This window comes from Pseudomonas sp. PGPR N4, assembly GCF_059693665.1.
Window position 1 is genome coordinate 1,760,208 of record NZ_JCAUKV010000001.1, and the last position, 14,223, is coordinate 1,774,430.

Annotated in this window: 12 protein-coding genes, 6 tRNA genes and 1 pseudogene; 2 read left to right on the forward strand and 17 right to left on the reverse strand. The window is 60.8% G+C overall.

The window, feature by feature from the left end:
* Positions 1-32: 32 nt before the first annotated feature.
* From AC58X1_RS07890 to uvrB, 10 genes are all read right to left on the reverse strand, one after another.
* Entirely contained in the window at positions 33-866 is an 834-nt protein-coding gene (locus AC58X1_RS07890; protein ID WP_101323080.1) for an alpha/beta hydrolase, read from the reverse strand.
* Between the two features lie 22 nt (positions 867-888).
* Entirely contained in the window at positions 889-1,428 is a 540-nt protein-coding gene (locus AC58X1_RS07895; protein ID WP_103438111.1) for a TetR/AcrR family transcriptional regulator, read from the reverse strand.
* Positions 1,429-1,599: 171 nt separating this feature from the next.
* Positions 1,600-1,675, reverse strand: a tRNA-Glu gene (locus tag AC58X1_RS07900).
* A gap of 45 nt (positions 1,676-1,720) precedes the next feature.
* Positions 1,721-1,796 (reverse strand) — tRNA-Ala (locus tag AC58X1_RS07905).
* Between the two features lie 64 nt (positions 1,797-1,860).
* A tRNA-Glu gene (locus AC58X1_RS07910) sits at positions 1,861-1,936 on the reverse strand.
* 42 nt (positions 1,937-1,978) lie between these two features.
* Positions 1,979-2,054, reverse strand: a tRNA-Ala gene (locus AC58X1_RS07915).
* 53 nt (positions 2,055-2,107) lie between these two features.
* Positions 2,108-2,183 (reverse strand) — tRNA-Glu (locus AC58X1_RS07920).
* A gap of 76 nt (positions 2,184-2,259) precedes the next feature.
* Positions 2,260-2,335 (reverse strand) — tRNA-Ala (locus AC58X1_RS07925).
* A 245-nt stretch (positions 2,336-2,580) separates the two neighbouring features.
* Positions 2,581-4,062, reverse strand: coding sequence for a glutamate--tRNA ligase (gene gltX / locus AC58X1_RS07930; RefSeq protein ID WP_103438112.1), 1,482 nt, complete (start codon positions 4,060-4,062; stop codon positions 2,581-2,583).
* Positions 4,063-4,207: 145 nt separating this feature from the next.
* Positions 4,208-6,223 carry an excinuclease ABC subunit UvrB gene (uvrB, locus tag AC58X1_RS07935; protein WP_101321457.1) on the reverse strand — a complete coding sequence of 672 codons (2,016 nt, stop codon included), beginning with the start codon at positions 6,221-6,223 and terminating at the stop codon, positions 4,208-4,210.
* 279 nt (positions 6,224-6,502) lie between these two features.
* Between uvrB and AC58X1_RS07940 the strand changes: the two genes are divergently transcribed.
* Positions 6,503-7,699, forward strand: a complete 1,197-nt coding sequence (locus AC58X1_RS07940; RefSeq protein WP_150572946.1) for an amino acid aminotransferase — start codon at positions 6,503-6,505, stop codon at positions 7,697-7,699.
* A 36-nt stretch (positions 7,700-7,735) separates the two neighbouring features.
* On the opposite strand, the gene AC58X1_RS07945 is transcribed toward AC58X1_RS07940, so the two are convergent.
* The 7 genes and pseudogenes from AC58X1_RS07945 to AC58X1_RS07975 all read right to left on the reverse strand — a co-directional run.
* Positions 7,736-8,296 carry a DUF1285 domain-containing protein gene (locus AC58X1_RS07945; protein ID WP_497428609.1) on the reverse strand — a complete coding sequence of 187 codons (561 nt, stop codon included), beginning with the start codon at positions 8,294-8,296 and terminating at the stop codon, positions 7,736-7,738.
* Between the two features lie 12 nt (positions 8,297-8,308).
* Positions 8,309-8,914 carry a DUF4823 domain-containing protein gene (locus tag AC58X1_RS07950; RefSeq protein ID WP_101321464.1) on the reverse strand — a complete coding sequence of 202 codons (606 nt, stop codon included), beginning with the start codon at positions 8,912-8,914 and terminating at the stop codon, positions 8,309-8,311.
* A gap of 66 nt (positions 8,915-8,980) precedes the next feature.
* Positions 8,981-9,949, reverse strand: a complete 969-nt coding sequence (locus AC58X1_RS07955; RefSeq protein ID WP_150570199.1) for a GTP 3',8-cyclase MoaA — start codon at positions 9,947-9,949, stop codon at positions 8,981-8,983.
* A gap of 108 nt (positions 9,950-10,057) precedes the next feature.
* Positions 10,058-10,693, reverse strand: a complete 636-nt coding sequence (locus AC58X1_RS07960) for a TetR/AcrR family transcriptional regulator (RefSeq protein ID WP_101321468.1) — start codon at positions 10,691-10,693, stop codon at positions 10,058-10,060.
* A gap of 405 nt (positions 10,694-11,098) precedes the next feature.
* A complete protein-coding gene (locus tag AC58X1_RS07965) occupies positions 11,099-11,881 on the reverse strand; it encodes a TatD family hydrolase (RefSeq protein ID WP_497428610.1) in 783 nt (260 codons plus the stop codon).
* 31 nt (positions 11,882-11,912) lie between these two features.
* Positions 11,913-12,899 (reverse strand): DNA polymerase III subunit delta', encoded by a 987-nt coding sequence (locus AC58X1_RS07970; RefSeq protein ID WP_497428611.1) that lies wholly within the window; start codon positions 12,897-12,899, stop codon positions 11,913-11,915.
* A pseudogene (locus AC58X1_RS07975) lies at positions 12,892-13,230 on the reverse strand (dTMP kinase); the annotation flags it as partial. The pseudogene AC58X1_RS07975 and the gene AC58X1_RS07970, both read right to left, overlap by 8 nt.
* 114 nt (positions 13,231-13,344) lie before the next feature.
* Between AC58X1_RS07975 and AC58X1_RS07980 the strand changes: the two are divergent.
* A complete protein-coding gene (locus AC58X1_RS07980; RefSeq protein WP_497428612.1) occupies positions 13,345-14,223 on the forward strand; it encodes a deoxynucleotide monophosphate kinase family protein in 879 nt (292 codons plus the stop codon).

Sequence of the window (14,223 nt, forward strand, 5' to 3'; positions counted from 1 at the left end):
AGGTCATTGAACGCGTTGATTGTACCGGATGCTCAGGCGCTTTGGCGTGCTGGTGTGGCAGCGCGCGCCAGCAGCTCAAGCACGCCTTCGACCAGGAGCGGGTCGGCCAGCACACGCTGGTGACCGCCTTCTTCGAGCATCAGCAAGCGGCTGTCGAACCAGGCCTTGTGGATCAATTGCGCTTCGCTGGCAGCGACCAGAGGATCATCACTGGCGTGCACTATCAGGCCCGGCAGCTCGAGTTGATAGCCGTTGACGTCAAGCCGGGCGACTTGCAGGCCGACATCCTGCTCGACCTGGCGAATAAACGCCGCCCGCGCCCGCGCCGGCATGCCCAGCCGCTGGGCAAAACCGCGCAATACCCCGAGCAGTTGCGCCGGCGCGGCAATGCTGACCGCAGCCTCGGTGCGCAAACCCCATTGCAGCGCCAGCAAGACACTGGCACCGCCCATCGAATGGCCGATCACGGCGCGCAGCGGCGGCAGTTCGGCGGCAGCTTCGAGCAGCGCCCGGGCAAACAGCGCCACATGCGCCTGGCGGCCCGGAGAACGTCCGTGGGCCGGCCCTTCCAGCGACACCACGGTATGCCCAGCCGCCACCAGCGCTTCAATCAACGCGGCAAACTGGGTTGGGCGCCCTTCCCAACCGTGCATCATCAGCACTGTCGGCCCCTGGCCCCAGCGCAGCGCTGACAGGCCGAAGCGCAAGGTGATGCGTTCAGCTGTCGCCAGCAAGGGCAACTCCCATTGCCGCGGCGGCAGGTTGCGCGGGGTCATGAAGGCGCGGCGCATCTTGCCCGCTATATGCTCGGGGGCCAGTCGGCCCAGGGTACCGTTGACGCCGCGAATCCAGCTCAGGGTAGTCATCATCAATACTCCAGTCAGGCCACTAGATGACCGCCGACTTGGCGGCGCGCAGGATTCGGTCGGACAGCTCACTGGTGCCCAGCGCTCGGGCCAGCGCCAGGCCACCGATCATCAGCGCCAGGTCGGCCAACGCCTTGTCGGCGTCCTCAGGGCGGTCGACCATCTGCGCGGTCATCAGCTCCAGGTGCTCGGCCAGCGCCTCGCGAAACGCCTCAGGCAGGCGCTGCATCTCGCTCAGCGAGGTGGGCAACGGGCATGCCTGCTCGAGCGCGTCGCGATGCTTGCGTGACAGGTAGAAAGCAGCAGCGAGGGCACGGCGGCCGGCGCCGTCCAGGGCTGGATCGATCTGGGTGAATAAACCGCGGCGCTCGCTCAGCAACTGGCTGAACGCCTCGAGCATGAGTTCGTCCTTGCTGTCGAAGTGCGCGTAGAAACCGCCCACGGTCAACCCGGCGGCGCCCATCACCTGACTCACACTGGGCTCGGCCGGTCCGTGCTGGATCAACGCGCTGCGGGCTGAATCGAGAATGCGTTGGCGGGTCTTGCTCTTCTTGTCGTTCATAAGCCACCCGATAAATATTATGAGCGTAATATGATGCACATAATATTTATTGGCAAGCGAAAAAATCGAGCTCAGGCCGCTTCATTGAAAAAGTAAGGAAGGCTGAAAAAACAAAAGGCCCATTCAATAATCGAATGAGCCTTATAAGCCCCGCAAAACGCGAGAAAAAATTGGCGTCCCCTAGGGGACTCGAACCCCTGTTACCGCCGTGAAAGGGCGGTGTCCTAGGCCACTAGACGAAGGGGACTTGTAACCTTCGTGCAGGCCCGCTTTCACGAACCCTGGCAAATATTGGTGGAGCTAAGCGGGATCGAACCGCTGACCTCCTGCATGCCATGCAGGCGCTCTCCCAGCTGAGCTATAGCCCCTAAAACAAAAGGCCCATCCAATATGCGAATGAGCCTTTAAAGCCCCGCAAAACGCGGGTAAAACTGGCGTCCCCTAGGGGACTCGAACCCCTGTTACCGCCGTGAAAGGGCGGTGTCCTAGGCCACTAGACGAAGGGGACATAACCTTCGTGCCGGTTCGCTTGCACAAACCGCGGCAAAATTGGTGGAGCTAAGCGGGATCGAACCGCTGACCTCCTGCATGCCATGCAGGCGCTCTCCCAGCTGAGCTATAGCCCCGGATTTCTAGCCTCGCGGCCCAGCGACATGGTTATACATCGCTTGTGCAAAACTGGCGTCCCCTAGGGGACTCGAACCCCTGTTACCGCCGTGAAAGGGCGGTGTCCTAGGCCACTAGACGAAGGGGACGAACCTTCTACCGTGAAACCTGGCGCTGGTGCCGGGCTTCATTCTCCGCCAGCAGTGCTGGCCAAGAATCGGAATTTGGTGGAGCTAAGCGGGATCGAACCGCTGACCTCCTGCATGCCATGCAGGCGCTCTCCCAGCTGAGCTATAGCCCCACAATGCCGCTTTGAACTGAATTGCCGGCTGGGTTGCTGACAGTTCGTTACGTTCATCGCTGTGGACGGGGCGCATATTAAGATCGGATGGCTATGCTGTCAAACGAATTTTTGAAATTAACCAAAAGATTTTTCACAGATAACAATCACTTACCGCCCTGCCCCAGCAATTGACGATTTTGCCTACGGCAGCCGGCCCGCCCAGCGTCAGCTGGGACAGGCAAGCACGCTTGGGTAGCTGGCTGTCAGGCAATGTTGGCCAGCAGTTTTTCCCATTCCTTGTTTTCTTTCTTCGACACACCACCGAGCAGATCCAGCGCCTGACGCAGGCGGTAGCGAGTCAGGTCAGGGCCAAGGATTTCCATCGCATCCAGCACCGACACCGAACTGGCCTGGCCTGAGATAGCAGCAAACATCAGCGGCATGGCGTCACGCAGCTTCAGCTCAAGCGATTCGACCACGGCCTGGATGCAACCGGTGATGCGGTCTTTTTCCCACTGGCGCAAGCTCTCCAGCTTCCACAGAATCAGCTGGATGACCTGGCGGACCTGATCGGGCGAGAGCTTCTTGTGCTCGAACAGCTTGGCATCAAGCTTCAACGCACCCTCGAAGAAGAAGCCACCCAATGGGGCGATCTGGCTGAAGGTCTCTACGCGACCCTGCACATGCGGCGCGATCTTCATCATGTAATCGCTGTTGAACGCCCACTTCTGTACCCGCGCAGCGAACTCCTCGACCGGCAACTCACGCAGCCACTGGCCGTTGAGCCAGGACAGCTTTTCGATATCGAAGATCGGCCCACCCAGGGAAACCCGCGACAGGTCGAAGTGCTCGACCATCTCGGCCAGGGAAAACTTCTCGCGCTCGTCCGGCATCGACCAGCCCATGCGGCCGAGGTAATTGAGCATGGCTTCGGGCATGAAGCCCATGCGCTCGTAGAAGGTGACCGAAGTCGGATTCTTGCGCTTGGACAGCTTGCTCTTGTCCGGGTTACGCAGCAGCGGCATGTAGCACAGCTGCGGCTGCTCCCAGCCGAAGTACTCATACAGTTTGATCAGCTTGGGCGCCGACGGCAGCCACTCTTCGCCACGCAGGACGTGAGTGATGCCCATCAGGTGGTCATCGACCACGTTGGCCAGGAAGTAGGTCGGCAGGCCGTCGTTCTTCATCAGGACCTGCATGTCCATGCGATCCCACGGGATTTCGACATCGCCACGGAGCATGTCCGGGACCACGCAGACGCCTTCGCTTGGCACCTTCATGCGGATCACATGGGGCTCACCAGCGGCCAGGCGACGCTGCACTTCCTCAGCGCTGAGCAACAGCGCGCGGCCGTCGTAACGCGGCGTCTCGCCCCGGGCCATCTGTTCGGCGCGCATCTGGTCGAGTTCTTCTGCGGTACAGAAGCAGTAGAACGCATGCCCGGCGTCAACCAGCTGCTTGGCGTACTTCGCGTAGATCTCGCCACGCTCGCTCTGCCGGTAAGGGCCGTGCGGGCCGCCCACGTCCGGGCCTTCGTTCCACTCGATGCCCAGCCAGCGCAGGGCGTCGAAGATCTGCTGTTCCGATTCACGGGTCGAACGCAGCTGATCGGTGTCCTCGATGCGCAGGATGAATTCGCCGCCGTGCTGCTTGGCAAAGCAGTAGTTGAACAGGGCGATGTAGGCGGTGCCAACATGGGGGTCGCCGGTGGGCGATGGCGCGATACGCGTGCGAACGGTGGTCATGGAGGGTCTCGAACGAAGTTGAAACAAAGGCGCGATGTTAGCAGGGAGCGGGCATCAGGCTCCAGCGGTGGCGCAATCGCCCCACCGTCAGCCCAGGCGTGCAGATGATCGGCAGGCTATGCCGATCACCGGACCCGTCGGCAACTTAGCTGGTGATCAGCCGCTCACGCAGCTTGGTGATCTCGTCGCGCATCTGCGCGGCGGCCTCAAACTCGAGGTCGCGCGCCAGCTGGAACATCTTCTCTTCCATCTGTTTGATGCGTTTGGTGATCTCGCCTGGGGTGCGCAACTCGGCTTCGTAGCGAGCGCTCTCCTCCGCCGCCTTGGCCATGCCTTTGCGCTTCTTGCTGCGCCCGCCGGGGATGTTGGCGCCTTCCATGATGTCGGTGATGTCCTTGACCACCCCTTTGGGCACGATGCCGTTGGCCTCGTTGAAGGCGATCTGCTTTGCCCGGCGGCGCTCGGTCTCGTCGATGGCGCGTTGCATCGAGCCGGTCATGCGGTCGGCATACAGGATGGCCTTGCCGTTGAGGTTACGCGCTGCGCGGCCGATGGTCTGGATCAGCGAGCGGTCCGAGCGCAGGAAACCCTCCTTGTCGGCATCCAGAATCGCCACCAGCGACACTTCGGGCATGTCCAGGCCTTCACGCAGCAGGTTGATCCCTACCAGCACATCGAAGGTACCCAGACGCAGGTCGCGAATGATCTCTACCCGCTCGACAGTGTCGATGTCCGAGTGCAGGTAGCGCACGCGTATGTCGTGGTCGGCCAGGTAGTCACTGAGGTCTTCGGCCATGCGCTTGGTCAGAGTGGTGGCTAGCACGCGCTCGCCAACGGCCACACGTTTGCCGATCTCCGACAACAGATCGTCGACCTGGGTCAGCGCCGGGCGGATTTCTACCAACGGATCAACCAAGCCGGTCGGCCGCACCACCTGCTCGACCACACGCCCGGCATGCTCCGCCTCGTACTGACCGGGGGTGGCAGAAACGAAGATGGTCTGCGGGCTGACCGACTCCCATTCATCGAAGCGCATGGGCCGGTTGTCCAGCGCCGATGGCAGACGGAAACCGTACTCGACCAGAGTCTCCTTGCGTGAACGGTCGCCCTTGTACATGGCGCCGACCTGCGGAACGCTCACGTGCGACTCGTCGATCACCAGCAGGGCGTCGGCAGGCAGGTAGTCGTACAGGGTGGGCGGCGGCGCACCGGAAGGCCGACCAGACAGGTAGCGCGAGTAGTTTTCGATACCGTTGCAATAGCCCAGCTCGAGGATCATTTCCAGGTCGAAGCGGGTGCGCTGCTCGAGGCGCTGCGCCTCGACCAGCTTGTTGTTCTTGTGCAGGTACTCAAGGCGGTCCTTGAGCTCTTCCTTGATGCCCTCGATTGCCCCAAGCAGGGTTTCACGCGGGGTTACATAGTGGCTCTTCGGATAGAAGGTAAAACGTGGCAGCTTGCGCAGCACCTCGCCGGTCAACGGGTCGAAGGCGGCAATGTTCTCCACTTCGTCATCGAACAATTCGATGCGGATCGCCTCGAGATCTGACTCGGCCGGGTACACGTCGATGACATCACCGCGCACGCGGAAGGTGGCGCGCGCGAAGTCCATCTCGTTGCGGGTGTACTGCAGATCGGCCAGGCGCCGCAGCAACGCGCGCTGGTCGAACTTGTCGCCGCGATCGATGTGCAGGACCATCTTGAGGTACGTCTCAGGGCTGCCCAGACCGTAGATGCACGACACCGTGGTGACAATGATGGCGTCGCGTCGCTCGAGCAGGGCCTTGGTAGCCGACAGGCGCATCTGCTCGATATGGTCGTTGATCGATGCATCCTTCTCGATGAAGGTGTCCGAAGACGGCACATAGGCTTCCGGCTGATAGTAGTCGTAGTAGGAAACGAAATACTCGACCGCGTTGTTCGGGAAAAACGCCTTGAACTCGCCATACAACTGGGCCGCCAGGGTCTTGTTCGGCGCCAGCACCAGGGTTGGCCGCTGCACCTGCTGAATCACGTTGGCGATACTAAAGGTCTTGCCCGAGCCGGTTACCCCGAGCAGGGTCTGGTGCGAAAGCCCGGCGTCGATACCCTCGACCAACTGGCGAATCGCCTCAGGCTGGTCGCCGGCCGGCTGAAAACGGGTGACAAGCTGAAACTCGGACATGGCAGACCTCGAGCAACTGTAAATATAGCCAGTAGTCTACACCGAAACGGGCCTTTCCATTGCCCGCTTCGCGGCTGGCGCTGTGAACGTGTGTTTCTGTGGACCGGGCAATTAGACCAATGGTCCAAAAAAATTGCGAAAAAACGCCGGAAAACCTGCGCCCGATGGTCGCAGCGGTCGGCGCGTATCTCTATACTGACTCCCCGTTTGTGCACCGCTTCAGTGCATTCGGCTGGAGCGTGCAAGCCCTATCACACTCCATTCAGAGCCAAGGTAACAATGAGCCTGTTTTCCGCTGTCGAGCTGGCACCCCGCGACCCTATCCTGGGCCTCAACGAAGCTTTCAACACCGACCCGCGCACCGACAAGGTGAACCTGGGCGTCGGCGTTTACTGCAATGAGGAAGGCCGTATCCCGCTGCTGCGCGCAGTGATCGAAGCCGAGACCCAGCGTGCCGCACAGCATGCCTCGCGCGGCTATTTGCCGATCGATGGGATTGCCACCTACGACCAGGCTGTACAGAAGCTGCTGTTCGGCGCCGAATCGCCACTGCTGGCCGCTGGCCGCGTGGTCACCGTGCAGGCCGTGGGCGGCACTGGCGCGCTGAAGATCGGCGCAGACTTCCTCAAGCGCCTGTCGCCTGATGCAGTCGTCGCCATCAGCGACCCGAGCTGGGAGAACCACCGCGCGCTTTTCGAGACGGCCGGTTTCCCGGTACAGAACTACCGCTACTACGATGCTGCCAGCCACGACGTCAACCGCGCCGGCATGCTCGAAGACCTCAACCAGCTGCCGTCGGGCTCGATCATCGTCCTGCATGCCTGCTGCCATAACCCGACCGGTGTCGACCTGACCCTGGACGACTGGAAAAACGTCCTGGAAGTGGTCAAGGCTAAAGGCCATGTGCCGTTCCTCGACATGGCCTATCAGGGCTTTGGCGCCGGCATCGCCGAAGACGCTTTCGCCGTACGCCTGTTCGCCGAGTCGGGCCTGGACTTCTTTGTCTCCAGCTCGTTCTCCAAGTCGTTCTCGCTGTATGGCGAGCGCGTCGGCGCGCTGTCGATCGTCACTGCCTCCAAGGACGAAAGCACCCGCGTGCTGTCGCAGGTCAAGCGGGTTATCCGCACCACCTACTCCAATCCGCCGACCCACGGCGCAAGCATCGTCGCTGCCGTGCTGAACAGCCCTGAGCTGCGCCAGATGTGGGAAGACGAGCTGGGCGAAATGCGTAATCGCATTCACGGCATGCGCAAGCAGATGGTCGAGTTGCTGGCTACCTATGGGGCCAAGCGCGACTTCAGCTTTGTCGGTCGCCAGTGCGGGATGTTCTCCTACTCGGGCCTGACTGCCGAGCAGGTCAATCGCCTGAAGGATGAGTTCGGCATCTATGCGCTGGATACTGGCCGTATCTGTGTTGCTGCGCTGAACCAGAGCAACATCCACGTAGTGACCAAAGCTATCGTCGCGGTGCTTTGATGCAGTCGGGGGCTGCTCTGCAGCCCCCAACTGTTTTCAGCCAGCACGCCCAATCGGGTAAAACTGGCCATGGCTCCACACCCCGAGCCATTCCTCGCCGTCCAGCAAGCGCGGCACCGCCAGCTCCACCAACTGATAGAACACGTTGCGATGCAATAGCGCCTCAAGGTTGCTGCGCATCAGGATGTAGGGCGCAGGTTCCTGCGTGACCGGATCAACCTCGACCCGCAACGGATGCGCACTGCTAGCCTCAATCACATCCTCAACATTGTTGGTGAAACGCAAAACCTGCGCCTCCCCCGCGCCGATCACCTCCAGCAACACCGCCACAAACGGCGCGTCATCGACTTGGATGCCGACCTTCTCGACCGGCGTCACCAAAAAGTAATCATCACCGTCACGGCGCAGGATATTGGAAAACAGCCGCACCATCGGTTTACGGCCAATTGGCGTGCCCTGGTAAAACCAGGTGCCATCACGGGCGATGCGCATGTCGATGTCGCCGCAGAAATCCGGGTTCCACAGGTGAACCGGCGCCGGGCCCCTACCCTTGGGGATTTGCGCCAACAGATCATTGGTCTCGACAGACTCGGTCATCACCCTCTCCTATCAGCGACTCATACCCAACAGGCTACGAGCGTACTCGCGCATGGGCGCTGCGAGCAAATCCTGCGGGCTATTGTCGTGAAACGTCAACAAACCGCCACGGCTCTTGATCCGCGCTGTGTCGATCAGGTAGCGAGTGCTGGTTTCGATGAGCATCATCTGCACCACGCCGGTGTCCCAACCGAGCCGGTCGACTGCCTGTTCGTCGTACCACTCATCACCATTGCCGATGCGGTCGTCGGTACGAGCGAAGCGGGTATACAGCACGTAATGGGCACCGACCGAGCGGGCTTCGGCGATGGCATCTTCCAGGCCCAGCGGGCCTTGCGCACGACGCACCAGCGGGAAGTACTCGACAAAAGCCTTGAACGCTTCTTCGGCGACGATGTTCTGCTGCGGCAGCGGGCCTTTACCCGGCGGCACGAACGCACCCTGGCCAATATAGATGAACGAATCCGGTTGCAGGCGCACCGACAGGCTGCGCTGGGTATCGCTATGATCGAGCAGACCGGCATCGCTCATGTGATAGCGAACACCTTCGCCCATATCGCTGACATTCATGCAGCCACCAAGCGCCATCAGCGCCAGCAGCAAAACCAGGCTACGCATCTTTCCTCCAGAGACCGGTGACGAAAAACCGGCGAATAGCCGCCAGATGCAGCTTTTGCGCCAGAGTCAGCCGCCGATCACCTTCATTACCGTTACCCCACCGGCGAACGCCAGCTCCTGCTTGTCAGCCAGGGCTTTTACCAGTAACCGTTGCAGCGCTGGCAACGCCAGGTGCCGGGGGCGATCAAGCAAGTCGCCGATGTAGTGCCGATTGCTGCTCGACAGGCAGCCATGCAGCCAGCCGGTTGAGGACAAGCGCAGCCGCGAACAGGCGCGGCAGAACGGTACGCTCTCGTTGGCGATAACGCCAAAATGGCCTTTGCCGGGGATCTGGTAGCGCAATGCGGTGGCATCAACAGCAGCGCTGGCCTGCTCAAAAGCATAGTGCTGGCCAATCAGCGCCAGCAGCTCAGGCAGGCTGACCAACTGCTGGCGAAAGGCATTGCCGTCGCGCGCCAGGTGGCCCATGCGCATCAGCTCGATGAAACGCAGCTCGTAGCCACGCGCCAGGCAGTAGTCGAGCAGCGGCGCGACCTGATCCAGATTCTGTCCGCGCATCGGCACCATGTTGACCTTGATGCGCATGCCAGCCGCACTGGCCTCTTGCATGCCAAGCAACACCGTGGCCAGGTCACCGCCGCGAGCAATGCTGCGAAATGCAGCGGCGTCGAGGGTATCCAGCGACACGTTCAAGCGGCGGATACCCGCGGCCTGTAGCAGCGGCAGGCGCCGCGACAGCAACTGGCCGTTGGTAGTCAGGCTGATGTCGTGCAGGTCGAGGCCGGCGATGGCGGTGAGAAACCCTTCAAGCCTGGGACTGATCAGTGGCTCGCCGCCGGTGATGCGTAGACGTTCGATGCCGGCCGCCTCGATCAGGTAAGCCACCCCTCGTGCCAGGGCCTCGCCAGAGAGCTCATCCTGCGCCGCCACCAAACGCTTGCCGTCGGGTACGCAGTAGGTACAAGCGTAGTTACAGGCCGCCGTCAGGCTGACCCGCAGGTTGCGAAAACGCCTGCCTTGACGATCGACGATCATGGATGACTCCGACATGGAAGAATAAGCCGTACAAAACCTGACTCATAAATCAGGTTTTTGCAAGCTCGCATGTCGGACAGCCACGCAAAGGGTGACGGGGCGTTGCTGTCAGGCGTTCGGTTCGGGGTCGCGCTTGCGCTTGTTACCCATGCGCACACCGATGTCCATCAGGAACTGGAAGAAGCCTTCCTGATCTTCCAGCACATTGCTCCAGAACGGCGAGTGGTACAGCGCCACTGCGCCATGCACCAGCGCCCAGGCGGCGCAGTAGTGGAAGTACGGTGGCACGTCTTCAAGCTTGCCTTCGCTGATACGACCCTTGATCAGTTGAGTCAGGCGATCGAAATTGGAGGCACGAATGCTGTGCAGCTCCTCGACCATCTCTGGTACCTGATTACCCTTGACCACCTTCTCTTCAAGGCGATCGAACAGCCGGTAGCGCTGCGGGTCACGCATGCGGAATTCGAAGTAGGCACGCGACAGTGCTTCTTTGTCGCGGTCGACATCGGCCGAGTGCAGCAAGGTGTTCAAATCGCGCTCGTAGTCGAGCATCAGGCGCAGGTAGATCTCTGCCTTGGACTTGAAGTGCTTGTAAATCGTACCTTTGCCGATGCCAACGGCGTCGGCGATCATCTCGACGGTGACGCTGTCTTCACCCTGTTCGAGGAACAGTCTGAGGGCGGTATCAAGGATCTCTTGTTCGCGACGGCGAAACTCACGGACCTTACGCGGTTCTTTCTGCATGGGAGGCTGCATGGGGGAGGACTGGCTGACAATCGAAGCGGATTATTATGCCTATCTTGCAAGAAATTGCACGGATCATCGGCGCATGTCTGTGTTTCACGATGAGTTCGCAAACGGTGGGATTGATTGGGCAAGCTGCAGATTGGCCAATCGAAGTGACTTGCCTGCAGGGAATGCACTGTGCATCCCGCGACGTATTCCAAATCTGTTTAAAAAACGACCAGTTGTCGCTGGCACTGTGCCAAAGCTGACCAATACTTGAAGTGTTGACCCGCCACATCCCCCCAAGTGGCGTGCCGATAAAGGCGCTCAGGGACCGCGTGCCTTTGTTTACTCCTAATGGTCTTAACCCGGTTTCCTCCCCCAGAACCCGGGTTTTTTTTGCCCGCCAATCAGGCTGTCAGATCAGCGTACTCGCGCAAGCGGGAACAAGCGCTTGAAGTTGGCCGTGGTTTGCTCGGCCAATTGTGCATAACTGACGCCACGCAGCGACGCGACGTATTCGGCGACTTCTCGCACGTACTGAGGCAAGTTGGGCTTGCCTCGGTAAGGGATCGGCGCCAGGTACGGTGAATCTGTCTCTACCAGCAGACGATCGCTGGGGACCTGGCGGGCCACGTCGCGCAGGGCCTCGGCATTGCGGAAGGTGACAATGCCGGACAACGAGATGTAGTAGCCCAGGTCCAGCGCCGCCTTGGCCATCGGCCAGTCTTCAGTGAAGCAGTGCAACACCCCGGCCTGCTCCAGGCTGGCTTCGCGTAACAACGCCAGGGTGTCAGCCCTGGCCGCACGGGTGTGCACGATCACCGGCTTGCCGGTCTGCCGCGAGGCCTCCAGGTGCAAGCGGAAAGACGCCTGCTGCAGGCTCGCCGCCTCCGGCTCGTAGTGATAGTCCAGGCCAGTCTCACCAATCGCCACGACGTGCGGATGCGCAAGCTCGTTGAGCAACCAGTCCAGCGCTGGGGTTTCTCTTGGCGCCAGATCCAGCGGGTGAATACCCACCGAGCAGTCGACATCTGCGTACTGTTCACTCAACGCCTTTACCGCGCCGGCATTGTCGGCACTCACGCCGATGCACAGAAAGTGTCCTACCCCGCGCTCACGCGCCGCCTGCAGGGCAGCATCGAGCGAGCCATCATGGGCACTCAGGTCTAGACGGTCGAGGTGGCAGTGGGAATCTACGAGCATGGCAGCAGGACACATATTTAGAAGAAGGGAGTCAGCGTGAGCCTGGCAGCTGGACCCAGTGGGCCAACAAGGCTTCCAGCAGCAACACGCGGTTGAGGTTGGCCTTGCCCAGCACCTTCTGGCGCTGTTCAAGGATCCACGCCTGGGTTTCCAGCACCTTGCCCTGGCGGCTCTTCTGCGCCAGATACTGCAGCACCTTACGCATATCAGCCAGGCCCAGGCCTTGTTCATCCTGAGTCATCTGATAGCGCAGGATCAGGTGCGACCACTCGAAGAACCAGTCAAACAACAGCAGCAGCGGCACGCTGTTCCACGACTCGGCCAGTTGCGTCGGTGACTGTTGCTGCTTGAGCAGTTTTTTCACGCCCTCGGTGACCTGCGCACGTTGCTCGAGGACACCTTGCGCGTGCAGCTTGGCCGCCATCAGTGGCGATCCTGCCGCCAGGGTCAGCAGCTCCTCGCGCTCTCCCGGTCCACTGTCTGGCAACGCATTGGCGAGCCAGGCCTGGCTTTGGGCAAGGTTTGGTTGCGGACATACAACTTGCTGGCAACGGCTCTTGATGGTCGGCAACAGTCGGCTCGGCTGATGGCTGACCAGCAGCAGCACCGTATTGCCGGACGGCTCTTCCAGACTCTTGAGCAAGGCGTTGGAGGCATTGATGTTCATGGCCTCGACCGGTTCGATCAGGATCACCTTGCGCCCGCCCAACTGCGCGGTCTGAACAACAAATGACACCAGTTCGCGAACCTGGTCGATCTTGATCGGCTTGTCGACGTCTTCCGGCTCAAGCACGTAGTTGTCCGGATGGCTGCCAGCACGCAGCAACAGGCATGACTTGCACTGCCCGCAGGCATCAGCGCCTTGCGGCTGCTGGCACAACAAACGCGCCATCAGGCGCTCGGCCAGGGCCCGCTTGCCAATCCCCTGCGGACCGTGCAGCAGGTAGGCATGGGCATGCTGGCTGCGCCCGGCCAATTGCTGCCAGAGCGCATCCTGCCAGGCGAAGGCCTCAGCCACGGGCGCGTTCCAGCATGGCCGGCAACAAGCTGTCGATGTCGCGCTGCACCGCCTCCAGCGATTGGCCGGCGTCGAGGATGCTGTAGCGCTGCGGGTCAGCTTGGGCCCGTGCCAGATAGGCATGGCGCACGGCCTCGAAGAAGGCCGTGCCTTCTTGTTCGAAGCGGTCCAAACGGCCCCTGGCAGCCGCGCGCGACAGGCCGATCTCGATCGGCAGGTCGAACACCAGCGTCAGGTCAGGGCGCAGATCGCCCTGGACAAATGTTTCCAGCGTAGCAATGCGCTCGACCGGCAAGCCGCGGCCGCCACCTTGGTAGGCGTAGGTGGCATCTTGTTTCGCTTTTGCTGAAAATGTAAACACAGTGGTATTATCTACCCATACGACAAAATGTAAACACGCTGTTGGAAGGGTCTGCAAACCCCCACAGCCCAGGGAGTACAAGGCTTGAGAACAATTTTGGGACTGGCAGCCAAGGCTCGCTCAGGGAAGGACACAACAGCCCAGCTCCTGCTTAAAGATGCAAGGGTAGCGGCATTTGCCCTTGCGAATCCACTGAAAGCAGGTTGCCAGGCGTTATTTGGTCTGTCCGATGCCGAAGCCTGGGGTGATTCGCACAAGGAAATCCAGATCCCTCATTGGGGGAAGTCGCCCCGAGAATTCTTCCAGCAGGTCGGCACTGAGTGGATGCGAGGCCTGGACGCCAACCACTGGCTGAAGCGTGCAGAGCGCGAGATCAATCCTGCTGCTGTGGAGTTCCAGTCTGGTGCGACCCCAAACCTCCTACTCCCAGATGCCCCCTTCCGCCTGGCAGCCCAAGCCTTCTTTAATTTCACCGATGCCCAGGTTTGGGAAACGCCCCAATTCGACCAAGTCGATTCGTACTGGGGCCTAAGCCCTCGACAGACTGTGGGGTACCTGGAGCAAAAAGCCCTGGAACTCACCCCCGACTACTACCGAAAACGCTCTGCGGTGCCCACACAGCCACCTAAGGCGCTCCTTGGCATTCCTCAAACCGCAGCGGTGATCATCATCACTGACATCCGGTTTGAGAACGAGGCCGCGTTCCTGCGCAGCCACAACGGGGTCATCTGGCATATCGTCCGCCCGGGTGTGCAGTCAGTGAACGCGCACTCCTCCGAAGCCGGTATCGAGCGCAGACCTGAAGACGCCCTGATCATGAATGACGGCTCGCTTGACCAGCTTGAGCATCGAGTGAAGCAGGCATGGGGACAGCTCATTTCAAACGCCTTGACGCCCGCACCACAAAACGGCGAAGGCCAGAACCCGCAAAGCCCCGAACTCCCTAACAAGGGAGATCAGTGA